Here is a 24301-nt window from a genome sequence, read left to right as displayed (position 1 = left end):
GAGCAGCTGATTTGTAATCAGCAGGTTATCGGTTCGAGTCCGATCATCGGCTTTTTGGACCTTTAGCTCAGTTGGTTAGAGCAACCGGCTCATAACCGGTCGGTCCTGGGTTCGAGTCCCCGAAGGTCCATTTTTTAAATTATTTTGGCCCAGTGGCTCAGTTGGTTAGAGCGTCGCCCTGTCACGGCGAAGGTCGAGAGTTCGAGTCTCTTCTGGGTCGTTAGCAATGAGCTGACGAGTTTGGTAAATTGCATATGGATATGGAATCTTAGCTCAGCTGGGAGAGCATCTGCCTTACAAGCAGAGGGTCATAGGTTCGAGCCCTATAGGTTCCATATGCCGCAGTGGCGGAACTGGCAGACGCCCGGGACTTAAAATCCCGTGGGTAGTGATACCCGTACCGGTTCGATTCCGGTCTGCGGCATGATTGTAAATAAGAGAAACGTTGATTTTGTAGCGTTTCTCTTATTTTTTTGCTTACAGGTTTTGAACACACTTGAATAACTGCGCGTCGCATTCTCGTTACTTCAGTGATGACTTAAATGAAAAACTAAATTCCAGCTGTGGATTATCTCAGTAACTATGCGGGATTAAATTCTGTAATGCACCTTAACAATTCTATTTTTTTGTCTTATAATAAACCTGTAAGCACTCATGATTTATGTTTTTATGCATACTAACCGGGCATCTGAAAATAGTGTGCGAGACTAAATTCCACATGCCTTATGTGCAAGACTAAATTCTGGTGCAGTGAAATCTGCCTGTGCTTTACTATTTTATTTTATAAGTTTTGGACTAAGCATAACATCATCAGGTGCGATTGCCTTTAATCCTAATGCTTTGTGCAGTTTGTTGTCCAAGAGTAAAAGAGAGAGTTCATATGGGCTATGTCCATTAAGACTGTCTCTTTTTTCGTTGTTTATGTGATTCATCATAAGTCTGACTTTCTCGTCATTTAAATCAGCGAATGAACTCCCTTTCGGACGGATGTAGCGGATATACTCGTGGTTCTTTTCGCAGGCACCTTTTTGCCAAAAGCTGTATGGATCACAGTAAAAGACCGTCGTGCTTTTACTTCCGTCACAGAATTCCTCCATCTCTTCACGAGCTGAGAATTCTGAACCTCCATCCGTGAGAATCACCGGAAAAAGCTTTTTGAATGCATCCTGTCCTAACACTGTTTCAAGCCATACAAAGACCTCTAACACGCATTCCTGGTTTTGATATTCCAACAGGAACATAAGCATAAGATTGCAGTTGCGGAATGTAAAGGTCAAGAGGGCGCAGCTTTCGCCTTTCATTCCTTCCACGCAGTCCATTTCCACAACATTTATATCTGGATGATCTTTCATATAACTCTGGAAATTTTCGTAGTTATGACCTTGACGATAAGAACGATCTTTTGCACTGGTCTGTGTAGGTTTCTTGCGTTTCTTATAACGTACAGAACGTCTTAAGTCACCATTGCGGACATCGAATACACAATCATTGATGTAGGAGTAAAGTGTTCTTCTGGAGCAACCCAATTCTTCTGCATGAGTAGCATAAATATGACCGATGGACTGATGCTTCTCCTTGATCAATGGAACCAATAAATCATTCATGGATTGAATGCTTTCCGGAGTCTGGTTAATGCCGACTCTGCAATCGACTAGCACGCTACGGTACTCATCATGGGCATATTTGGATGAATAAAACTTTCTGGGCATAAGACAATGGGTCTTTTTACCACAGCCATTACATACGTAGGGAGGTTTATTCAGTTTCTCACATTCAGCTGTCTCATATGCGGGACATATATCAGTGCAGCGAAAGGATGGTTTTCTGCAAAGCTTACAATGAATGCCACACATCTTATCACACAAGCATGTCACCTTACAGTTCTTGCGATGAATACATGGCGGGTGAGTGTAACCTGAATCCGGACGTTCTTTTGTATGTGCGTGGAGACGTACTTCCTTTGATATGGTAGATGGATTTTTACCAATAATTCGTCCAATTTCAGTGAAGCTTTTATTCTCAGTAAGACCTTTCTCGATATCAACACGCTGTTCAAATGTTAAATGTTTCTGATTGCCTTTATTTTTCATAATTATCTCCAATCTGCACAGGCAGGCAATCAGCTGCAAGTACATTATACGGAGTAATGATTATCAAAGACAATATGGCAAATATGTGTGCAAAAGTAACTTCGATCTATATGGAATTTACTCTTGCATTTGGTCCAAAACCGGAATTTAGTTTTTCATTTAAGTTTACTTCAGTGATGAGTTAGACGCGCAATTTTTATAAAAAATATACAGAACAAATGTTTACTTAAAGAAATGCATATGGTATAATACAGACACGGAATCGACCTGGAATGCAAAAAGATGCTGCAGGATCTGGCAGAAGAGTATCGGTTTCAGATCCTGGCAATGGAAGTCATGCCGGATCATATCCACATGCTTGTGGATTGCCGGCCGCAGTTTTATATTTCAGATATGATCAAGATCATGAAAGGGAATCTTGCACGTCAGATGTTCCTTTTACATCCGGAGCTGAAAAAAGAACTGTGGGGAGGACATTTGTGGAACCCGTCTTATTATGCCGTTACAGTCAGTGACCGGAGCCGTGAGCAGGTATCTGCCTATATCGAAGGCCAGAAGGAAAAAGAAAAGAGAAAGCCCTGAATACAGGGGTCATTCCGGAAACGTTTGGTTTTTGCGGGAAAGGTGGAAGAAGATGCGGACAGTATCCAGCTATGGTGTGGAGATACGAAAACAGAATATCCCGGCCCGTCAGACAATGGAGATTTATCGTCAGGCAGTCGGTTACCTGACAGAGATCTACGCACAGGTCTGGGAAGAACTGAGGAAGATTCCGGAGACAAAAAAGCGTTTTAATACCGCAGAGCATATGGTGCACATGACGAAGAAAAACACAGCCCGGTTTGATTTTGACCTTCGTTTTCCGAAGATGCCGTCTTACCTCCGCAGGTCCGCGATCCAGCATGCGCTTGGAAGTGTATCTTCGTATGAGACCCGGCTGGGGCAGTGGAAAGAGACCGGAGTGCTGTCCGGAAGGCCGAAACTTACCTGCAGGAACCATGCCATGCCGGTCTTTTACCGGGATGTGATGTACCGCGAAGGAGCAGAAGGAAAAGATGAAGCATATCTGAAACTGTACGACGGGCATGACTGGAAATGGTTCCGTGTATATTTAAAACGTACCGATATGGAATATCTTCCCAGGAACTGGAAAGGAAAGAAGACATCGGCCCCTGCGTTGGAAAAGAGACACCGCCGGTATTTTCTTCGTTTTTCCTGTACAGAAGAAGTAACACTGACGAAAACACCGGTAAAAGAACAGATCATCTGCAGTGTGGATCTGGGGATCAATACTGATGCGGTCTGTACCATCATGCGCTCAGACGGAACTGTCCTGGGAAGAAGATTCATAGATCATCCCAGTGAAAAAGACCGGATGTACCGCACACTGGGACGGATCCGCAGATTCCAGAGGGAACATGGCTCTGCGCAGACACAGGGAAGATGGGCATATACGAAACGTCTGAACACAGAACTGGGTAAAAAGATTGCAGGTGCGATTGTAAGATATGCGGAAGAAAACCATGCAGATGTGATCGTGTTCGAATATCTGGAGATGCAGGGGAAGATATCGGGAAAGAAAAAACAGAAACTGCACCTGTGGAGAAAGCGGGATATCCAAAGACGCTGTGAACATCAGGCACACAGAAAAGAGATGCGGATATCCCGGATCTGTGCATGGAATACCAGCAGACTGGCTTATGATGGTTCCGGGGCGGTAACACGTGACCGGGAAAATCACAGCCTCTGTACTTTTCAGACAGGAAAACGATATAATTGTGACCTGTCAGCATCCTATAATATAGGAGCTAGATATTTTATAAGGGAACTTTTAAAACCCCTTCCGGCAACGGAAAGGTCTTTGCTGGAGGCAAAAGTCCCTCCTGTAAAGCGTAGAACTTCATGTGTCTATGCAGATCTGAGGAAACTCCATTCAGAAATGGAACTCTTAAAAGCAGCATAGATACAGGCAGATATACAGCGGACTACCTGTAATGTGGAAACCTGCCGTATCCGGCATGGAAAAAGCGCATAATTGTGCAGACCTAAGTTACAGGCGTATCCGCCGATATTCAGTCTGACGCCTAAAGCGTCTGGAAGCATGTGACTTTAGTCATGTGAGGTTCACCACAATGTTTACAGTTGTATACCTTATCTGCGTCTCTTTCTTCTTATAATTCAGAGAACAATTATTAAGACGGAAAACTGACGACTGATAGAACAAAGATAAGAATAAGCCGGATAAATGCTGAATGTTACAGCATTTATCCGGCCTTTGTCTTGTAAATTTCGCCACATTTAAATATAAAGCACTATACCTGTATTCTGTCTGCAACTTCATTTCCAAGAACAATCTTTCGGTTTGCAGAAGAAATTATAAGAGAATCGTGGAATTTGCGGAGAACACGAATCGTGCTACCTTCATGAATATTCATATCGTGCATGGATTTCATAACTTCCGGCAGTCCGAACATCCATTTAATGGTGTAAGTGTATCCCTGAGTAGAATCTGATAATGAATGCATAAAAAAACCTCCCTGTATAAAGTAATATGGTAAATAATGTCAGATAATTTATTGCTGTTATTGAAGTAATTGTATATCTATGAGTATTAGTTCGTCAATTATAACATTATTTCATACAATACTTAAATAATCATTCATTTATTCAGATATTTTCAGGGACTTTTTTCCGCATATACATATAATTTATTCGATAAATTTCAGATTATCAAGAGCATAGCGGAGTGCCATGCACATTAATTCATTTCTTGAGCGTCCGCTTTTGGCAGACAAGTCATCATATTGTTCCTGCAGTTCACGTTCAAGGCGAATGGTCATGGTGATTGATTTGTCTTCTTTTTTATCTGTACATTTTGGCCGGACAATAAAGTCGTTTGGCATGATTATCCCTCCTGTATAAACATTTATTAGTGAATGGTTATCATAATTGATATTGCTTATTCTATAGCAATCCTCTGAAATAATGCATCTTAAGCCAGCCCATCAGAGTGTGAAATCCTGCGTCAGATATCTTTGCCGTGCGTCAGCACGCCTGCAGATATCTTCCTTGTCTTTCGCACTCTGCTGAACTGTCTTAAATGCATTATTTACGAGGATTGCTATAATTTTGATCTCCGTAATCACTGTTATGATATAAAGTATAGTTACACAGGATTGACATTGATATAACACAAATTTATAATACATATTAGTATTACTTTTCTCCGCTTTGAAATAGAAAGGTTATCCTGCGAGACTGTTGTAAGAATCAATTTGATGCGATAGTATGAGTGAGTTATGAATATGTGGGGAATACTTGTAACATTAGAGTGTGTCTGAAAAATCATTCCCGCAATCTGCACGCCCCACTTTGCGGGATATTTCACCCGAATTCAGTTGCCGTAGCCCGCTACGGCGCCCTCATCCGGGCAAAATATCCCACAAATTGTGACGCACATCTTGCAGAAAGCCTTTTTCAGACACGCTCTAGAATGCAGTAAATAAATATTTTCAGAGAGACTGGGTAAATATATGGAAAATGTGATTCGGAAACTGTATGGTATGTATATGGATAATGACAATAGAGAAAAAAATGAAATGTCAGTAATGCATGATGATTTATGTAAAGAGAAAAAAGAGAAGGCATACCAGTGCTATCAGAAATTGAGAGTTCAACTGACAGATGAGCTTGCTGAAGAACTGGATGAACTGATGAATAAACATATGGAAATATATCCACAGGAGCTGGAAGAAAGTTTTGCCATGGGATTTAAAACAGGGGCAAGGCTGATGTGCGAGATTTTCAGTGAAGAAACAGAATGATTGTAAAGCAGATATGGCAATTCTCCAGATAAAGTATGATTTTAGAGGATTGCCATAGGTTTGATAAGTGGGTCTGACATATAATTTTTGATAACATGATCAGGATAATTTATGGTTGTTGAACGTTATCAGAAATTGTGAGGTTGTCAGACGTAATTTCATTCAGGAGATATTCTATAGTATGCATATGTTCGTTCATAACTTTTTCTGCAAGAGGTGCATCATTATTGGTTATTGCCTGAACAAGCCGAGTGTGCTGGGAATCAATCTCCGGTGCATCGTTATTTTTCTGCATAAGATAGGAACGTATTCCAACGATCATATTTTCAGTAATCTGTGCAGAGGCATTTAATACACTCAGTATTAATGGATTGGCAGAAATCTGAGCAATTTTCAGATGCAGATCACGATCCAGATCACCGCGGATTTTTTCATCCTGAGTGCTGTCCAGTCTGGCAATGATAAGCTGGAGTTCAGCAGCATCCAGCGGTGTACAGTTTTGGGCGGCGAGAAAAGCAGCTTTGCTTTCCAGTGCGCCTCGAAGCTGCAATGCATCCTGAATTTTGCTGTTGTACATTTGAAATATGATAGACAGAGGTTCAGTAAGACAGCTGTGAAGATCAGTTGCAATATAATTGGCACCGCCATGTACGCTGACAGTAATCCCGAGCAGGGAAAGAGCCTTCAGGACTTCTCGTAATGCTGGTCTGGAGATTCCGAATTCTTCTGCCAGAATACGTTCAGCAGGAAGTGCATCGCCGGGTTGTAATTCTCCGTTTTGGATATTTTCGATAATTTGTTTCAGAACATCGTTGAATGTACTGGTTTTATCTATTTTTCTAAACATTTATTTTCCTCTTTCCTGGTACATCGTTTCGTAAATAACTATACCAATCGCGTAAGATGCGGATTCGAGTGTGCAGCTCTATATCAGATAACTGTTCCGCAGAGATTTCTTTGATTATTAAATAGTTACATACATCTAATATTATAACGGATTGAAAGGGAGATGCAACTGATTCCTGCAAAATTTCTAAAAGTGTAAAATTTTTGTGTTGCTGAGAACGGAGTGAACAGTAACAAATTTTTGCAGTTTTTTTATAAATTTTATAATTATATTAGAAATTAGACAAATTTCTCTCACATTTATAGGTTATGATATTTACATCTTAAGGAAATGACGTACCTTAAGAGAAAATCTTTCCTTTCCCTAAAAAGTGTAAAATGAACGTGAATCACCGCTTAGCCGACAAGATCGACGGAGAAGCGGTGATTTTATTATGTCACTGAAGCAGGATTCTTTCTTATAAACCTCTGTAACGATTAAGACAGGCATAAATTTCCTGAATACGGGGAGTAGCGTAACCACAGGAAATTTTTTGATTCTCCGTAAAGAAGGACAGACCATGTAAAGAGAGATTTTTCCAGAGAAACTGCACAATCTCAGGCAGGGTACGTCTGCCGTCTGCCAGATGTTCAACTGCATATTTCAGCAGGAGACCTAAGGCAGCGGTCTGTTCTGCGTCAATAAGCTGTTCTGTATAGCGGAGATCAATCTCCTGTCTGCCGAGAGAGAAGCCATCTGTTCCGGAGATTCTGGTTTTCAGGCGCTCAGGTTTTGTGGCACCGGAATCGGAATGATTTCCACGACTGTTATGTCTAAGGCGCTTAGAAGATTCGGCAGGTCTGCTCATAATGCGATGGCTGTGCGGAAGCTGAAAATCAGTAACTGAAACAGCAGGCAGAGGATATTGGCTGCATAATTTTTTGACAGAAGCTGTAATATCTTTTGGAACGTAATTGTCCATCTGGATAATTGTATCTGCAATATGAAAGAATGCCCCGGAACTTCCGGCAACAAGAATTGTAGAAATTCCTGCTTTTTTATAAAGATCTTCTGCACGCTCCAGAAACGGAGTGATCGGCTCTTTCTCACGCTGAATAACCTGTTGCATGAAAGCATCACGAACCATGAAGTTAGTTGCGGAGGTGTCTTCGTCAAGAAGAAAAAGGTGGCTTCCGGCTTCCATGCTTTCTACGATACCGGCTGCCTGGGAAGTGCTTCCACTGGCATCCAGTGTAGAGAAACAGCGGGTATCTTTCTTGTTTGGAAGATCATTTATAAACATGGAAATATCCACATCCTTGATAAAACGGCCATCTTCTGAACGCAGTTTGACAGCAGTTGCATCTGTGATCACGTATTCACGTCCATCTCCGGGGATATGATTGTATACACCAAGTTCAAGTGCATTCAGAAGCGTGGATTTGCCATGATATCCACCGCCTACGATCAGAGTGATTCCCTTTGGAATCCCCATGCCTGTGATTTTTCCTTTATGGGGAAGATTTATGGAAATGCGCAGACTGTCCGGAGAAGTAAAGGGAACGGAAGCTTTCATAGGGCGGGAGGAAATACCGCTTTCTCTTGGGAGGATGGAGCCGTCGGCTATGAATGCGCAGAGATTTTTTGCGGGCAGCGTCTGACGGATAAATTCCTGATCCTCTGCAAGCTCTATATAATTCTGTAATTCCTTTGCATTAAGGCTGGAATAGAAAAAGGATTTTTGAATGCATACAGGCAGAAAATCAAAAAGGATTTTCTCCAGTTCAGTGGCATTGATCGTGCGGCCATTAGCAGGGAAGCCCACAAAAAAGCGGGCGGTTATGCCTTTTTCTGTTATTTCACAGGCTGTCCGGGAAAGAATCTCCTGACCACAATGACTGACAGTGAGCAGGCCGCTTTTGCCGGAGCCTTTTGCACGAAAGCTGTACTGACTGACCTGTTTTTCAAACTGACGTGTAAGATAGTCGCAAAGAGTAGTCCTGGTAAGCGTATCTTTATAATATTCGACGGGAAATCCGGCATCTCTGTGTGAAATCTGAATGCTGACATGAGAGGGAGAAGCAAAAGGATCTCCCTGCACATGGTCGATGGACAGAATATAATTTCCAAAATGATACAGACCTTTCAGCCCTTTATATGCCGGATAACTTTTGCGGTTTATGGAACGAAGCTGCTGACGCAGTTCCTCTGAATTTTTCATGACAGAACCTCCTGGTATTGCAGATATTTTTATAATAATCCTCGCAAATAATGAATTTGAGAGGAGAAACATTAACCTGCCATCAACTATAGCGGAAATGAACCATAATGTCCACTGACAAATAAATATTAATCATATGGAAAATTTTCAGAGGATGTTTTATAATGAAAAACAGGTAATTGTTCAATACCATTACATAATAGCGAACTGATGAATAGTTACCGTTATCAAAGCAATACTATGAATGACAGTCATAAAGAAAGGCGGAACAGTAAATGGAACGTAGAAATGCATGGCTTTCTTATACAGAAGCAGAAGAAAAAGAACTGGAGCAGGTTGCAAAAGCGTATCGCAATTTTCTTAATGTGGGAAAAACAGAGCGTGAATGTGTGACGCAGATCATCAGAGAAGCACGGGCAGCAGGTTATGAATCTCTGGAAGAGAAGACTGCGAAGGGTGAGAAACTGAAAGCAGGAGATAAAGTTTATACAGTCGGAATGAAGAAGATCATTGCACTGTTTCATATCGGACAGGATGATATTTCTGAGGGAATGAATATTCTGGGAGCACACATTGATTCTCCACGTCTTGATGTTAAACAGAATCCATTATATGAGGATACGGATCTGGCATATCTGGATACCCATTATTATGGCGGTGTTAAGAAATACCAGTGGGTAACTCTTCCTCTGGCAATCCATGGCGTAGTGGTAAAGAAAGACGGAAGTACAGCAGAAGTAAATATCGGTGAGGATGAGGATGATCCGATCGTATATATCACAGACCTTCTGATCCATCTTGCAGGAAAGCAGATGCAGAAAAAAGCGACAGAAGTGATCGAGGGAGAGAATCTGGACATCCTGATAGGAAGCAGACCACTGAAAGATCTGGAAGATGATAAGAAGAAAGAGGCAGTAAAACAGAATGTACTGAATATCCTTAAAGAGAAGTATGATATGGAAGAGGAAGATTTTCTTTCCGCAGAGCTGGAGATCGTACCGGCAGGAAAGGCAAGAGAGTGTGGTCTGGACAGAAGTATGATCGCTGCTTATGGACAGGATGACAGAGTGTGCGCATATACTTCGCTGCTTGCAATGCTTGAGATGGAAACCCCGAAACACACTTCCTGCTGTCTGTTTACTGATAAAGAAGAGATTGGAAGCGTAGGTGCAACCGGTATGCAGTCACGTTTCTTTGAGAACGCAGTGGCTGAACTTCTGGATGCAATGGGATGCTACAGTGATCTGGGATTGAGAAGAACTCTGAAGAATTCCAGTATGCTTTCCTCTGATGTAAGTGCAGGCTATGATCCGGCTTATGGGGAGGCATTTGAGAAAAAGAATGCAGCTTATCTTGGAAGAGGTATCGTATTAAATAAATTTACCGGAGCAAGAGGTAAATCCGGCTCGAATGATGCAAATGCAGAATATGTGGCAAGAGTCAGAAATATTTTTGACAGCCATGAAGTTGCGTTCCAGACAGCTGAGCTTGGTAAAGTTGATGTAGGCGGAGGCGGAACAATCGCTTATATCGCAGCGCTTTATGGAATGGAAGTCATTGACAGCGGTGTGGCAGTGCTCAGTATGCATGCACCATGGGAAGTGACAAGTAAGGCAGATATTTACGAAGCTAAGAAAGCATATAAGGCATTTTTGCTGGAAGCATAAAAAGTCGGGCAGATGCGGAATAAAAATATGAAGAAATCGTGGAAGCTGTATCGTTTCTGATAACAGAGACTTGCAGATTCCGCAGATAAGGGCAGAGCTTTTGGAAAACTGAAGCGCTGCCCTTTTAACATATAAGTGAGGTTATGATTGTAAAAGGTATTTCTGATATCTTACGAAAGACAGGTTGCGATTCTGTAAGATCTGGATTAGAGCAGGATATTTAATAGACGGGAGGGAAAGATGGAGGAAGCGCTGATCAGAGTAAAAGATTTGTGTAAAATATATAATCCCGGCGAGAATGAAGTACGGGCGCTGGATCATATTAATTTGGAAATTAATAAGGGTGAGTTTGTTGCTATTATCGGACAGTCAGGTTCAGGAAAGTCTACATTTATGAATATGCTGGGCTGTCTGGATGTGCCTACATCCGGCGAATATTTTCTGAATGGAACTGATGTGTCCACAATGGAAGATAATGAACTCTCAGAAGTCAGAAACCGGGAGATCGGATTTATTTTTCAGGGATTTAATCTGATCTCAAATCTGACTGCAATTGAAAATGTGGAACTACCGCTGGTTTACAGAGGGGTAGACAGAAAAACGAGACATAAGCTGGCAGTAGAGTCACTGACCATGGTAGGGCTTGAAAAACGTATGGATCACAGACCAAATGAAATGTCAGGAGGACAGCAGCAGAGGGTGGCTATTGCAAGAGCAATCGCGGCCCAGCCACCGGTGATCCTGGCAGATGAACCTACAGGAAATCTGGATTCTGCATCCAGTAAGGAGATTCTTCAGATTCTTAAAAGTATGCACGAGCAGGGAAAAACGGTCATATTGATCACACATGATAATGGGATTGCTGCTCAGGCAAGGCGTGTAGTCAGAATTATGGATGGAAAGATAGAATCAGATTTTATCAATAAAAACTATGGGAAAGAAGAATATATAAAAAACCAGCTGGATGCATAAATCCGGTTACAGGGAGACAGATATTATGAAAAAAAAGAAAAGTAAAAAGAAAATTATTATTGGAGCAGCAGCTGTTCTTGTTGTTGCCGGCGGAGTTACAGTAGCAGGTCAGAGAAATTCAACAGAAAATCAGATCCCGCAGGTTCAGGTAGTAACTGCAGAGAAGGGTGATGTCGAGGAAATTGTAGATGCTACAGGAACAGTGGGAAGTGAAGAGGAGAAGACCTATTATTCTCCTGTAAATGCAGAGCTGAAAACGGTTTCTTTTGCCCAGGGAGATGTGGTGAAAAAGGGAACAAAACTGATCGAGTTTGATACAGAGAATCTGGAAAAAGATAACCGGAAGGCAGAACTGAATCTGAAATCAACAAAGTATGATACAAAGGATACAAGAAATAAATCTGACAAAGCAGAGAAGAAGCAGAAAGATGCCAAAAAGAATGTTCAGGAGCTTGAGAAGAAAATAAAGGATAAAAAAGCTTATGTCTCGTCTCTGAAATCACAGATTTCAGCGGCAGCAGCAGCGGCACAGCGTGAAGCGGCAGCTCAGGCATCCGCACAGGCAGCAGCTCAGGCTCAGGCACAGCAGCAGGAAGCTCAGGCAAAAGCCCAGGCAGAGGCAAAGAAACAGGAGGAAATCCAGAGTAAATATCAGGCCGCACTTTATACATACAAGACGGAGACTCTTCCGCAGTACCAGCAGCAGCTCTCAGATCTGAATGCACAGTATAATCAGGCACAAAGCGATTATAATCAGGCAGACACCACATATCAGATGGCATTTGCAACATGGCAGGCAGACCCTTCAGATGAGAATACACAGGCTCTGGATAATGCGGAGGCTGCAAGAACACAGGCACAGCTCGCAATGCAGCAGGCACAGCAGACTTATAATGATCTTAAGCAGCAGGCACCGAAAATGCCGGTACTTTCTGATTTCACAGAAAGCAGTGCAGATTACTCATGGGGAATTTCAGACGGTTCAGATGCAGATGACAGTGATGGGGAAGATTCTTCCTCCTCCGGATATGATTACAGTGGAAGTGATGGCGGGACAGTAACTGCGGATACTTCTGCTCTGGAAAGTGCGCTTGAGACAGCAAGCGATGAACTTGCAGAGCTTCAGTCAGATCTGGCTTCTGAGAAAGCTATCGCAGAGGCAGATTCCACAAGCCTGACAAAAGAAGAAAAAGAGAAACTGAAAGTAACAGATAATCTTTCCGAACTGGACGCAAAATCAGCCGAGGAGCTGGTGAAGGAAGGAAAGAAAGGAATCACCGCGGAATTTAACGGAATCATATCCAAGGCAGATATTAAGCAGGGAGCAGCAGTTACTCAGGGTATGGAACTGTTTACTATTGAGAATACAGACAAGGCAAGTGTGGATGTGACTCTCTCTAAATATGATTATAATACAGTGAAAGAGGGGCAGTCTGTTGAGATTACCTTGGGGGATAATACTTATCAGGGTACTGTAACAAAAATGAGTCATATTGCGGTGCAGAATGAAAAAGGAACGCCGGTCATTTCAGCAACAGTAAGCATTGATGATCCGGATGAAGATATTTTCCTGGGGGTAGATGCCAAGGTTAAGATTCATGCGGCTTCTGCGAAAAATGTGGTGACTCTTCCTGTGGAAGTGATCAATATCGGAAAAGAAGGCTCCTTCTGCTATGTGATAGAAGATGGACTGGTGACAAAGAGAAATATTACCACAGGAATCAGCTCAGAGGATTATGTGGAAATTACGAAGGGAATCAAAGAAGGCGAAGAAGTAATCGCAGATCTGGGTGATTACACAGAGGGAATGGAAGTACAGGCAGTTCCTGAACAGACAGGAGAGGATGCCGATGAGTAAGCTGTATGAATATATCAAGATGGCAGTCCATAACATTATGGCAAATAAGGGACGTTCATTTCTGACTATGCTTGGCATTATCATTGGCATTGCTTCTGTAATTGCCATTGTATCTGTGGGTGAAGGAACCAAGAACCAGATGAACAGTGAAATTGATGATATCGGCGGCGGGCAGATTGCCATCAGTGTCAGCGATGAGGCACAGACAGATGAGGAGTGGATCACTGCGGATGATGTGGAAGCAATCCGGGCGGTAGACGGTATAGAAGGAGTAAATGTTTCGGATTCATTCAGTGGAGAAACTACCACAGGTAAGGGAAATTTTTCTCTTATGCTGACGGGTGAGGGACCGGATGCAAAGCTGTTAAATAATGCCACCATGAAGCATGGAGTATATTTCGGGGAAAATGAAGTTCAGGAAGCAAAAAATGTCTGTGTGCTTTCCGATGCAGATGCAAAAAGACTCTTTGGCACAGATGATGTGGTTGGAATGACTGTAGATGTCAATTGTTATGGACTGACCAAAAGTCTTCGTATCTGCGGGGTGACAACCCAGAAAGAAAATGGAACCTTTGTCAGTTATACTTATGAGGGAATGCCGGTGACTATTAATGTTCCCTATACTACAATGAATGAATTCACCGGTGTATCCGATTACTTTTTCTCAGTAACAATGCAGACAGATAAGAGCTTAAACAGTCAGGATGTTGCTGACAAAGTGGTAAAACTGATGGAAAAAAGACATCAGTGTGCAGGAAAAGATTACTTTCAGGTACAGAGCTTTCAGGATATTATGAGCTCTATGAATCAGATGCTGGATATGGTGACTGCTTTTATCTCCTTTGTGGCGGGAATTTCCCTTCTGGTTGGCGGTATCGGCGTTATGAATATTATGCTGGTTTCCGTAACAGAACGTACCAGAGAGATTGGTATCCGTAAGTCACTGGGAGCGAAAACCTCTTCTATTATGATGCAGTTTCTGGCAGAGGCGGCAATTCTGACGGTGATTGGAGGGGTGATAGGAATTGTTCTGGGTGTGATCGGCGGATATGTAATCTGTTCAATCATAAGCAGCAGTATGGGAATGTCCATCACTCCGGGAATCAGCCTGAGTACAATTATGGCGGCGACTTTGTTTTCCTGTGCAGTAGGAGTATTCTTTGGAATTTATCCTGCGAAGAAAGCAGCAAAACTGAGCCCGATCGAGGCTTTGCGGCGGAATTAATGAAAACAGGACTGCGATGGTATTTTGGTGTACCTGTGTACTGATATCATTACAGAATAGTTGTAAATTGTTATAATTTTGCGAATCAAAAGAAAAAAATAAAAAATTCAAAAAAAGTGTTGACAAATGCTCCAGTATAGAGTAGAATACTCATTGTTGTGAGGGACACGAGATAAGAACTTCACAAGGATGTGCGTTTAGCTCAGCTGGATAGAGCGTTTGGCTACGGACCAAAAGGCCGGGGGTTCGAATCCTCTAACGCACGCTAATAAAAAATAAGACAGTGCATTTGCACTGTCTTATTTTTTTATTCGAGTCCGGGTCGGACTCCAATGTGGTCAACTTAAGCCCAGAATGCTGAAAATTCAACGATTCTAGGCTTATATTCTGGATTTTTTATATAAATATTGCCACAGAGATTTCAAGGGAAAAGGGGAATAAGGAATTATTTTCTGGGGGGAAAAGTCGTTAAAGAAAAAGCTGCACTATTTTGCGGATAACAAAAAAGTGCAATTTTTTTGCGCCTGTACAGCAAATTCGCAACATTTTTTGGTAGAACTGCAAATATCTTGAATTTTTTCTAAAGGGCGGCCATGCTATACTGGTATTATCAACAAGGGGAAAGCAAATAAAAGAAAAGGCTTTCCGGGATAATGTTTTTTTTAATGGAGGAAGAAAAAATGAAGAAAAAAGTAATTAGCGTTCTGGCTGCAGCTGCAGTGGCAACATCCATGTTTGCAATACCTGTATTGGCTGATGGAAGTGCAACAGCGGGTGTTGTATGGTACAATTTCGCAGATACTTTTATCGCAAATGCCCGCCAGTGCTTAAACGGAATCGCAGCAGCAGATGGAACAATTTCCATCACAGACGCTGACAGTGAAAACGATATCAACACTCAGGGAAATAACGTAAACAACTTCTACACACAGGGCGTTAAATATCTGATTCTGAATAACATCAATATGACAGCAACAGATGATATTGCAAAACAGATGAAAGAAGAAGGTGTAGTTGGTATTTTTGCAAACACAACGAGCCCATCTGATGACGCATTTGCAGACAACGAGAATCTGTGGTATGTATCTTCCGTATCCACTCAGTCCGGTGAGAACATGGGTAATGCAATCGTTGATTACTTCAATACTCATGAGAATTGGGACAGAAACGGAAATGGAAAAGTTGATTACATTCTCCTTCAGGGTATTCAGACATTCAGTGATACCATCAACCGTTCTTCTTACAGCCTTGCAACAATTGAGGGTGCAGGATACGAGCTTGGAAGCTGCATCGGTGGTGATGATGTAACAGGTGTTAAAGGTGGAGATTCCATCAACGGTGTACTTTGCAACTTCTCCCGATCTGAAGCGCAGGAAAATGTAGAAGCACTTATTGCAAGCTTTGGTGATGACATTGACTGTATCATCGCAGATAACGATGATGAGGCACTTGGAGCAATCGCAGCACTTCAGGCTCATGGATATTTCACAAGTGATGAGAACACAATTCCGGTTGTTGGTGTTGATGCTACAGCTGCCGGATGTGAAGCAATCAAAAACGGAACTCTTCTTGAGACCAGCCTCAACAACCCTGTAAAACTTGCAAAATCCATTTATAAACTGATGTATCTGTTAGAGAACGGTGAGAAAGTTACCACTGAGTCTATTGGAATGGATGGTGTAAAGGTTGACGGACATAGAATCATGATCGACTATATTTCTATCACAGCTGACAATTTAGATGATGCAAGCTACGACATTACAGACACTTCATTCTAGATAACAAAAGTTTGGCCGCAAGGCTGCATAAAGAGGGACTGTAAAGCGTCCCTTTTTATTATTGCCAAGAGCAGAACAGGAGAGAATAAGCTATGAGTAATTCCGAATACGTGCTGGAAGCCGTAAATCTTACGAAAACCTTTCCTGGTGTAAAAGCACTGGATCAGGTTTCCTTAAGAGTCCGTCCCGGAACTGTGCATGCACTGATGGGAGAAAACGGAGCCGGCAAATCTACGCTGATGAAATGTATTTATGGAATCTATTCCCCGGATGAGGGAAGTATTTCCATAAATGGAAAGCAGGTAAGTATTACCAGCCCAAGAAACGCCATGGATCAGGGAATTGCAATGATCCATCAGGAACTGCATCCTGTAAGACCGCAGACAGTGGCAGAAAATATTTTCCTTGGCAGGATCCCTTACAAAAAAGTGGCAGGGGTACGTTGGGTAGATAAAGAAAGACTGATAAAAGAAACGGAAGAAGTATTTAAGAAACTGGGACTGGACATCAATCCAAAGCAGAAAGTTGCAGAGCTTTCCACATCCTACTGTCAGCTGATCGAGATTGCACGTTCTGTATCCATTGGTGCAAAGATCGTTATTATGGATGAACCTACATCCTCTCTTACAGAGACTGAAACAGCGATTTTGTTCCGTATTATCGATCAGCTAAAAAACGAAAACGTAGCAATTATTTATATTTCCCATAAAATTGATGAAATCCTTCAGATTTCAGATGACATCACAATTATGCGTGATGGACAAAATGTTGGTACATGGCCTGCAAGTGAAATGACAACAGATACTATTGTAAATAAAATGGTTGGACGTGAGATGACAGATCGTTTTCCACCGAAAAAGCATACACCAGGAGCAGAGTATCTGAAAGTTGAAAACTTTACAAGCACAAATCCTCATTCCTTTAAGGATGTAAGCTTTTCTGTAAAGAAAGGTGAGATTTTCGGAATCGGCGGACTTGTAGGTTCCCAGCGAAGCGAGCTGATGGAGGCTTTATTTGGATTACATGGAATTTTTTCCGGAAAGATTACTATTGAGGGAAAAGAGATCCACAATAGACAGCCCATCGATGCCATTAAAAACGGTATGGCACTGCTTACAGAGGATCGAAGAAAAACAGGTATTATCGGACCTGGATCCATTACAGATAATACTCTTGTTGTAGAGCAGAATGTAAATCCAAAACGGTATCACAAAGCAGGGCTTCCTTTTATTGATAAGGCAAAGAGAAACCAGGATGCACAGAAATATGTAGATATGCTTTCCACAAAAACTCCAAACCTGAAAACTGCCATCAAAACCCTTTCCGGTGGTAATCAGCAGAAAGTACTTCTTGGACGCTGGCTTTTAAGTGAGCCGGATATCCTGATCCTGGATGAGCCTACACGAGGAATTGACGTAGGAGCAAAATATGAAATTTATGAATTAATGGAAGAAATGGCACAAAAGGGCAAATGTGTAATTATGATCAGTTCAGAGATGCCGGAACTTATGGGTATGTCTGATCGGATCATGGTAATGTGTGAAGGACATAAGTCCGGTATCCTGGATAAATCTGAAGTAACAGATGAGAAGATCATGTTGCTGGCAAGTACATATGAAGCCAATGGGGAGGATAAGAAATGAAATCAAAAAATATGTCAAAAATCCTGATGGATAATATTCTTTATATCTGTCTGTTACTGATGATCGTGATCATTGCGATAATTTCGCCGTCATTTATTTCCGTTCGTGTATTAAGTGATGTGTTGACACAGAGTGCCCCGAAAATGCTTCTTGCTGTGGGTATGCTGGTTGTAATCATTGCCGGTGGTATGGATATGACCGTAGGACGACTTGCAGGTCTTGGTGCCGTTGTATCCGGAACACTTGCGCAGCAGTCCACTTATTACATTAAATTCTGGCCGTCACTGCCGGAAATGCCATTGATCGTACCAATCGTTGCTTCCATTATCATTGGTATTATCTCCGGAGTGATCACAGGTCTTATCATTTCAAAATTAAAGGTACCGGCTTTCCTTGCTGGTCTTGGACTTCAGCTGATCATTTACGGTGGAAACCTGTTGTTCATGAAAAAAGCACCGAACAACTCACAGCCTCTTGCAGGATTTAAAGAATCCTTTACAAAATTTGGTACAGGTTCTGTTGCTGGAGTTAACTATCTGATTATTGTTGCCCTTGTAGTTATGATTGCTGTTTACATTATCCTGAACATGACAACATTAGGTAAAAACATCTATGCTACAGGTGGTAACCGTGAGGCTGCAAAAGTAGCAGGTATCAACGTATTCAAAATCGATATGTTTGTTTATATCTTATCCGGAGCCCTTGCAGCTCTTGCAGGATGTATGCTTGCAGCACGTACCGGAAGTGCCAATGCAACATATGCAGAAGGTTATGAAATGGATGCCATCGCAAGCTGTATCATCGGTGGTGCTTCCTTCACAGGTGGTATTGGTAATGTACCGGGAGCTTTCCTGGGAGTTATTATTTTCAGTGTTATCAGCTATGGTCTTACATTTGTAGGTTTAAGCTCCTACTGGCAGAACATTGCAAAAGGACTTATCATCATCGTAGCAGTTGCACTTGATATGAGAAAATACGGTTCAGACAAATAAAAAAATGTATCAGACTATCCGGGATTCTGCTAGCAGGATACCGGATAGTTGCGTTTGGAAAAAACGTAAAAGACGAAAACGTGATCTGGGTAATTGTCTAAAAGAATGAAAAGTGAGATAATGGACACATTCTAAGGAAATAAAGGAGACTGACTATGCCTGAAAAAAAGAAATCGGTGGCAGGAATACTTATGCTTCTGGTTTTATGCTGCGTGCTTGGAGGCTGTAAGGCAGGTATACCAGTTGCCGGAACAGATATAACCAGGGTGACTGTGATCCTGCCTCATTTCGATGATGGATACTGGATGCTGATTGAAGAAGGAATCGAACAATCCGGGGAGAAACTGAAGAAGAGCTGCGGGATGGATATCAAAATACTCAAGCCTCAGCTGAACTACAATATTCCTCAGATGGTGGAGCTTTTGAAGCAGCAGATTGCGGCTAAGGTAGATGTGCTGGTGGTACAGGGAAATGAGGATGAAGAATACATTGATACATTAAAAGAGGCGTGGAGTGAGGGAATTCAGATTATCTGTGTGGATACAGATATTAAAAGTTTTCCGGAGCATCTGTATATCGGAACAGATAATTATGAAGCAGGGAAAATGCTGGGAGAAGAACTGATAAACGTAACAGATGGAGAAGCCAATGTTGCGTTGATTTCCGGTGAACCGGGATTTTCCAATCTGGAGGAAAGACTGGAAGGACTTCAGGACGCGGTCAAGGATTATCCCAAAATCCATCTTGGGGATGTACAGTATGACGATTATGACGGGCTTACAGTTATGAAAATGTACTACCAGAATACAGAAGGCGCAGATACCATTGTCTTTTTGGAGGGAACGGGAGGAGTGACAATCAGTTCCCAGTTTAAACAGAGGGACGATCAGTACGAACATATTCTTGGATTTGATGCTTTTTACGGTGTAATAAGCGGGGCGATAGATGGAATTATCAAACAGGATACCAATATGATGGGAGAACAGGTAGTAGAAGAAATTGCAAATTTTATCCGGAATGGAGAATACAGCTCAGAAACGGTTTATACAGATACACAGTGGCTGACAGTGGAAAATTACCACAGCATTCTTTCCGATGCAGAACTGGAATATGCCCCAAAATGGAACAGCGGAGGAAGAACACAATGAAAAAGGCGCGTTTCCTTAACTCAGTTGGGAAAAAATATATTGTAGGTTATGTCATCGTAGTAGTTTTTTCAGTAATTCTTCTTATGGTCGCTGTTATATGTAACAACTATGTGTCAGGTCAGTATGACAATGCTATCGGTGAAATGATTTCCATAAACAATCTGGAAAATAGCGTAGAAGTCTTAAATGGCGACATAAACATGGCATACCTGTATCTGTCAGAAGAAGGAACCGAAAATTATGAGCAGTACAGGAAGAGTGCTGAACAGTATTTAAAAATAGTGAAGGAGCTTCAGGAGAAAAGCTTTGTCAGGGAGGTAACAGATGCATACTGTACAGTGGAAAGCTTTCTTGGAGAATCTGATTTTCTGACAGATGCCTTGCGGAGATATTTTGAAAGCGATAAGCAGACGGGATTTGAAAAACTGGAAAACAGCTACAATGAGCTTCAGGAGCTTTATTCTTACGTTATCCTTCGTTTTCAGAAAGCATATTCGGTAAAACTGAATAAATTAAGTCAGTTGGAAAACAGGCTGAATGCTCTTCAACGAAATATATTGCGGCTGCAGATCGGTATGATCGTGTGTACTCTTATATGCATTGGTCTGTATCTGACCAGGGTTATTATGGAGGTTTCAAGATCTATTGCAACCATGCAAAAGGGTGTGGAATCCATTCAGGATAATGTGCTAAGTGCAGAACCCATTCAGATTGAAAGCAATGATGAGTTTGAAGAATTTGCAGCTGCTTTTAACAAAATGACCGGCATTATCCAGAAACAGATGCGGGAAATTGAAGAAAACGCAGATATCAAAGAGCGCCTTGCAGAAATGCAAATCAAAAATCTGAAAATGTTCAGTGAATTGCAAAGAAGTCATCTGGATTTTCTGCAGTCCAGGGTAAATCCTCATTTTTTGTTTAATACTTTAAATATGATTTCTTCCCTTGCAAGGATCGAGAATGCAGATCAGTGTGCAGAACTTATGGAAACGACAGCAGCCTTTTTACGGTATAATCTGGATAATATCAGCAAAACCGTTCCATTGGAAAAAGAAGTGGAAAATTTGAAAGACTATGTGGCGATTCAGGAATGCCGTTATGGTGGTCGATACCAGTACACCTTTGAAATTGAGGAGCGGTGCCTGGATTATAAAATGCCCTGTATGATCCTTCAGCCAATGGTGGAAAATGCCATTCAGCATGGGATTGCTATGATGCTTGAGAACGGCCATGTATGGATCAGGATATATCCACAGGGGAACTGCGTATGTCTGGAGGTACAGGATAACGGTGTGGGAATGACTGAGGAACAGATCAGAAGTATCTATGAAGATTTTCATGAAAATAAATCCTCCGGCAATCATATCGGTATCCGGAATATTTACCGCAGATTAAGTCTGTATTATCATAATGACCTGAAATTTGAATTTTATAATATGGATCCGGGGTTGAAAATATTTATTTCTCTACCAGGAGGTGATGATGACAATGAAATATACAATGGTAATCGCTGATGATGAGCCGGTGGTTTTGAAAAGTACAGAGCTTTTTCTGAAAAAAGAATTTCCGAATATCGAAATTGTAGGAATGGCAGAAAACGGGATTAAACTGAAAGAAATGCTGGAAGCCTATAAACCGGATATGGCAATTGTGGATATCCGCATGCCGGGACTTTCGGGAATTGAGGTCATTGAACTGTTACAGCACAAAAAATGTTCCACTCATTTTATTATCAGTACAGCATACAGTGATTTTGGTTACATAAAAAAGGCGCTTGATCTGAAAACAGACGGTTATCTTGTAAAGCCTTCCAAACGGGAAGAAAAACTGGAAGTGATCGGGAAGCTTTGCAGGACTGTGGAAGAGGAGAAAAAGATAAATCTGCGCCAGGATGGAATTGAATCTGCCTTGGGAGTGGTGAATTCCGTACTTGGCAGTGAGATTCTTATGTCGGTATTTTCTGATAACTGCGACAATAAGGAATTTGATGCATACTGCAATATCAACAATATCCAATTTTTCGGCGGCTGTATTGCTACATTTCTTCCCCAGACCAAAACAGACCTCAGCAAAAAGGAATTAAATGATGAACTTGAGAAATGCCTGACTGGTTTCTGTGATTTTCTTGCAACCATTACCTCAAAGGGAATTGTGGTGATGTTTTTTGTCCAGGAGGAAGTGGAAAAGGAAAAAAGAAGGGAATGGAGCAATGATCTTGCATCCCTTGTGGCAGAGTGCCTGAAGGAAAGGACAAAAGTAGAGTACCTTTATGGAACTGGAAATGTGTATGACTCTTTTGAAAAAATGTCAGATTCCTACAGGGACAGTGTTCAAATGCTGCAGATCAACCGCAGGGAAGAAGGAAGCATTCCTAAAGAGAGTTCAGATAAAATACAGGATTATGTGGATGAGACCAAACGTTATATTGACATCTGGTTTCGGAAGGATATTTCCCTTATGGACTGTGCCCAGAATGTGGGAATCAGCTCCTACTATTTAAGCCATATTTTCCGGGAAAGAACGGGAACGACTTTTGTGGAATATCTGTCAGGGGTGCGTATGCAGGAGGCAAAAAGGCTTTGTATCCAGACGGATCTGACACTAAATGAAATATCCGAGAAATGCGGATATGTAAATTTGACCTATTTTTGCAAGGTATTTAAAAGGATTACAGGAATGACAATCAGTGAATATCGGAAAAGTCAGGAAGAGTAGAAATAGTATGAACGTGAAAACTTGTGTAAAAGCATATTTTTACATAGATTGCCAATATACTTTAGAGCAGAAAGGATGAAAAACTATGTCACAGGCAAGCGATACAATGAGAAGAGAATGGAAGATCAATGATGCAAAAAGAGATGCAGGGCTGACAACACCGGATGATATCCAGCGTTTTGATGATATTCAGTATGGCCCGGATCCGGTGGAAAACAAACTGGATGTATACCGTCCAAAGAATGCACAGGGAAAAATCCCGGTTATCGTGAGTGTACATGGCGGTGGATGGGTATACGGTGATAAAGAGCTGTATCAGTTTTATGGGATGACTCTTGCACAGCGTGGTTTTGCAGTTGTGAATTTCACCTACCGTTTAGCACCGGAAGTAAAATTCCCGGCACCTCTTGAGGATACCAATAATGTGATCAACTGGATGTATGAGAACCAGGAAGAATATGGCCTTGATATGAACCACGTATTTATGGTAGGCGATTCTGCAGGCGGACATCTCTGTGGCCTTTACAGCGCCATCTGCACGAACCCGGAGTATGCTGTCAATTATACGTTCAAAGTGCCAGATGGATTTGTTCCCCAGGCAGTAGCCCTGAACTGTGGCGCTTACAATCCCTTCAGTAAGGAAGGTGTTCTTGGAGACGAGCAGGATCAGGAGCTTATGGAGGATTTCCTTCCGGAAAAAGGTTCTGCAAAGGAACGTGCCCTTGTCAATGTAACGGATCATGTAACAGAAAATTTTCCACCGGTTTATCTGATGACCTGTGTAGGAGATTTCTGCCGTCCACAGGCACCCCTTCTGGAGGCTGCATTAAAGAAAAATGGGGTTTACTATGAGTTCAAGACTTATGGAACAGAGGAAAATCCACTGTATCATGTATTCCATGTGACCATTCAGGAGCCGGAAGGACAGAAATGCAATGATGAGGAATGTGATTTCTTCAGAAGAATGATGAAAAATAACTGATAAACAGATATAAAGATGTGAAAAAATACGCTCCCAAAAAGGATCTGAGATTTATGACAAGATCCTTTTGGGAGTGTTTTGCAGTGTGGGGAGATGAAATAAAATAGTTCTTGCGAAATAAAATAATTCATGCGTTCTTTTTATGCAGGTCTTCTTTGATCTGGGTGGTGGATGTTACATATCGGGGGCAGACCGTGCATCCAGCTAAGGGTATATAGTCCGGTGGGTGAAAGTCCCATCAAATAAGCTTCTAACCACAGCATTTGAAGCGAGTCTTGAGTTTGTCGCGACCACATTGGGGTACAACCCCAATGTGGTCAACTTAAGCCCAGAATGCTGAAAATTCAACGATTCTGGGCT

The 24301-nt window shown here is 41.8% G+C and carries 18 protein-coding genes, 5 tRNA genes and 3 pseudogenes; 20 read left to right on the top strand and 6 right to left on the bottom strand.

The window, feature by feature from the left end:
* Nucleotides 1-56 precede the first annotated feature (56 nt).
* The 4 genes from LJE09_RS14185 to LJE09_RS14170 all read left to right on the top strand — a co-directional run bounded on the left by LJE09_RS14185 (nucleotide 57) and on the right by LJE09_RS14170 (nucleotide 424).
* Nucleotides 57-130 (top strand) — tRNA-Ile (locus tag LJE09_RS14185).
* Between the two features lie 16 nt (nucleotides 131-146).
* A tRNA-Asp gene (locus tag LJE09_RS14180) sits at nucleotides 147-220 on the top strand.
* Between the two features lie 42 nt (nucleotides 221-262).
* A tRNA-Val gene (locus tag LJE09_RS14175) sits at nucleotides 263-335 on the top strand.
* Between the two features lie 3 nt (nucleotides 336-338).
* Nucleotides 339-424 (top strand) — tRNA-Leu (locus LJE09_RS14170).
* A gap of 352 nt (nucleotides 425-776) precedes the next feature.
* Here the strand turns inward: LJE09_RS14170 and LJE09_RS14165 are convergent.
* Nucleotides 777-2090: an IS30 family transposase gene (locus tag LJE09_RS14165; RefSeq protein ID WP_020993543.1), complete on the bottom strand. Its 1314-nt coding sequence runs from the start codon at nucleotides 2088-2090 to the stop codon at nucleotides 777-779.
* A 252-nt stretch (nucleotides 2091-2342) separates the two neighbouring features.
* On the opposite strand from LJE09_RS14165, the pseudogene tnpA reads away from it, so the two are divergent.
* Nucleotides 2343-2672: pseudogene (gene tnpA / locus LJE09_RS14160) on the top strand (IS200/IS605 family transposase); the annotation flags it as partial.
* A 52-nt stretch (nucleotides 2673-2724) separates the two neighbouring features.
* The gene (locus LJE09_RS14155) at nucleotides 2725-4053 is read left to right on the top strand and encodes a transposase (RefSeq protein ID WP_227311480.1); all 1329 of its coding nucleotides are present in this window, start codon (nucleotides 2725-2727) and stop codon (nucleotides 4051-4053) included.
* A 349-nt stretch (nucleotides 4054-4402) separates the two neighbouring features.
* Here the strand turns inward: LJE09_RS14155 and LJE09_RS14150 are convergent, their stop codons facing one another.
* The 3 genes and pseudogenes from LJE09_RS14150 to LJE09_RS18890 form a co-directional block, all read right to left on the bottom strand.
* A complete protein-coding gene (locus tag LJE09_RS14150) occupies nucleotides 4403-4615 on the bottom strand; it encodes a FeoA family protein (RefSeq protein WP_008708050.1) in 213 nt (70 codons plus the stop codon).
* A gap of 183 nt (nucleotides 4616-4798) precedes the next feature.
* Entirely contained in the window at nucleotides 4799-4993 is a 195-nt protein-coding gene (locus LJE09_RS14145) for a ribbon-helix-helix domain-containing protein (RefSeq protein WP_008708051.1), read from the bottom strand.
* A 263-nt stretch (nucleotides 4994-5256) separates the two neighbouring features.
* Nucleotides 5257-5529, bottom strand: a pseudogene (locus LJE09_RS18890) (DUF6783 domain-containing protein).
* On the opposite strand from LJE09_RS18890, the pseudogene LJE09_RS18885 reads away from it, so the two are divergent.
* Nucleotides 5488-5592: pseudogene (locus LJE09_RS18885) on the top strand (DUF6783 domain-containing protein); the annotation flags it as partial. The pseudogenes LJE09_RS18890 and LJE09_RS18885 sit on opposite strands and share 42 nt — an antisense overlap.
* A 31-nt stretch (nucleotides 5593-5623) precedes the next feature.
* Nucleotides 5624-5914, top strand: a complete 291-nt coding sequence (locus tag LJE09_RS14140; RefSeq protein WP_008708052.1) for a DUF6809 family protein — start codon at nucleotides 5624-5626, stop codon at nucleotides 5912-5914.
* A gap of 109 nt (nucleotides 5915-6023) precedes the next feature.
* On the opposite strand, the gene LJE09_RS14135 is transcribed toward LJE09_RS14140, so the two are convergent.
* Both LJE09_RS14135 and LJE09_RS14130 read right to left on the bottom strand, forming a co-directional pair.
* On the bottom strand, nucleotides 6024-6761 hold the full coding sequence (locus LJE09_RS14135) for a FadR/GntR family transcriptional regulator (RefSeq protein WP_008708053.1): 738 nt from the start codon (nucleotides 6759-6761) through the stop codon (nucleotides 6024-6026).
* A 457-nt stretch (nucleotides 6762-7218) separates the two neighbouring features.
* The gene (locus tag LJE09_RS14130) at nucleotides 7219-8961 is read right to left on the bottom strand and encodes an ABC-ATPase domain-containing protein (RefSeq protein ID WP_227311479.1); all 1743 of its coding nucleotides are present in this window, start codon (nucleotides 8959-8961) and stop codon (nucleotides 7219-7221) included.
* 275 nt (nucleotides 8962-9236) lie between these two features.
* Between LJE09_RS14130 and LJE09_RS14125 the strand changes: the two genes are divergently transcribed.
* From LJE09_RS14125 to LJE09_RS14070, 12 genes are all read left to right on the top strand, one after another.
* Complete coding sequence (locus LJE09_RS14125; protein ID WP_227311478.1) at nucleotides 9237-10628, top strand: aminopeptidase; 1392 nt, start codon at nucleotides 9237-9239, stop codon at nucleotides 10626-10628.
* Nucleotides 10629-10868: 240 nt separating this feature from the next.
* Nucleotides 10869-11600, top strand: a complete 732-nt coding sequence (locus LJE09_RS14120; protein WP_008708059.1) for an ABC transporter ATP-binding protein — start codon at nucleotides 10869-10871, stop codon at nucleotides 11598-11600.
* 25 nt (nucleotides 11601-11625) lie between these two features.
* On the top strand, nucleotides 11626-13458 hold the full coding sequence (locus LJE09_RS14115) for an efflux RND transporter periplasmic adaptor subunit (RefSeq protein ID WP_227311477.1): 1833 nt from the start codon (nucleotides 11626-11628) through the stop codon (nucleotides 13456-13458).
* Nucleotides 13451-14683: an ABC transporter permease gene (locus LJE09_RS14110; protein WP_227311476.1), complete on the top strand. Its 1233-nt coding sequence runs from the start codon at nucleotides 13451-13453 to the stop codon at nucleotides 14681-14683. Before LJE09_RS14115 ends, LJE09_RS14110 begins: the two co-directional genes overlap by 8 nt.
* Before the next feature lie 191 nt (nucleotides 14684-14874).
* Nucleotides 14875-14948: transfer RNA gene (locus tag LJE09_RS14105), tRNA-Arg, on the top strand.
* 415 nt (nucleotides 14949-15363) lie between these two features.
* A complete protein-coding gene (locus tag LJE09_RS14100) occupies nucleotides 15364-16461 on the top strand; it encodes a substrate-binding domain-containing protein (protein WP_173721467.1) in 1098 nt (365 codons plus the stop codon).
* Nucleotides 16462-16553: 92 nt separating this feature from the next.
* Nucleotides 16554-18104: a sugar ABC transporter ATP-binding protein gene (locus tag LJE09_RS14095; RefSeq protein ID WP_173721466.1), complete on the top strand. Its 1551-nt coding sequence runs from the start codon at nucleotides 16554-16556 to the stop codon at nucleotides 18102-18104.
* Nucleotides 18101-19096: an ABC transporter permease subunit gene (locus tag LJE09_RS14090; RefSeq protein WP_173721465.1), complete on the top strand. Its 996-nt coding sequence runs from the start codon at nucleotides 18101-18103 to the stop codon at nucleotides 19094-19096. The genes LJE09_RS14095 and LJE09_RS14090 overlap by 4 nt, the downstream gene beginning before the upstream one ends.
* A 155-nt stretch (nucleotides 19097-19251) precedes the next feature.
* On the top strand, nucleotides 19252-20244 hold the full coding sequence (locus tag LJE09_RS14085; RefSeq protein ID WP_173721464.1) for a sugar ABC transporter substrate-binding protein: 993 nt from the start codon (nucleotides 19252-19254) through the stop codon (nucleotides 20242-20244).
* The gene (locus LJE09_RS14080) at nucleotides 20241-21758 is read left to right on the top strand and encodes a sensor histidine kinase (RefSeq protein WP_227311475.1); all 1518 of its coding nucleotides are present in this window, start codon (nucleotides 20241-20243) and stop codon (nucleotides 21756-21758) included. Before LJE09_RS14085 ends, LJE09_RS14080 begins: the two co-directional genes overlap by 4 nt.
* Complete coding sequence (locus LJE09_RS14075; protein WP_173721462.1) at nucleotides 21733-22959, top strand: response regulator transcription factor; 1227 nt, start codon at nucleotides 21733-21735, stop codon at nucleotides 22957-22959. Before LJE09_RS14080 ends, LJE09_RS14075 begins: the two co-directional genes overlap by 26 nt.
* An 85-nt stretch (nucleotides 22960-23044) precedes the next feature.
* Nucleotides 23045-23941, top strand: coding sequence for an alpha/beta hydrolase (locus LJE09_RS14070; RefSeq protein WP_173721461.1), 897 nt, complete (start codon nucleotides 23045-23047; stop codon nucleotides 23939-23941).
* The last annotated feature ends 360 nt before the right edge of the window (nucleotides 23942-24301 follow it).

Origin of the sequence: Blautia sp. DFI.3.45 (genome assembly GCF_020593505.1) — a bacterium.
GTDB lineage: Bacteria > Bacillota > Clostridia > Lachnospirales > Lachnospiraceae > Blautia_A > Blautia_A wexlerae.
This window is presented reverse-complemented; position numbering and strand designations above follow the sequence as displayed.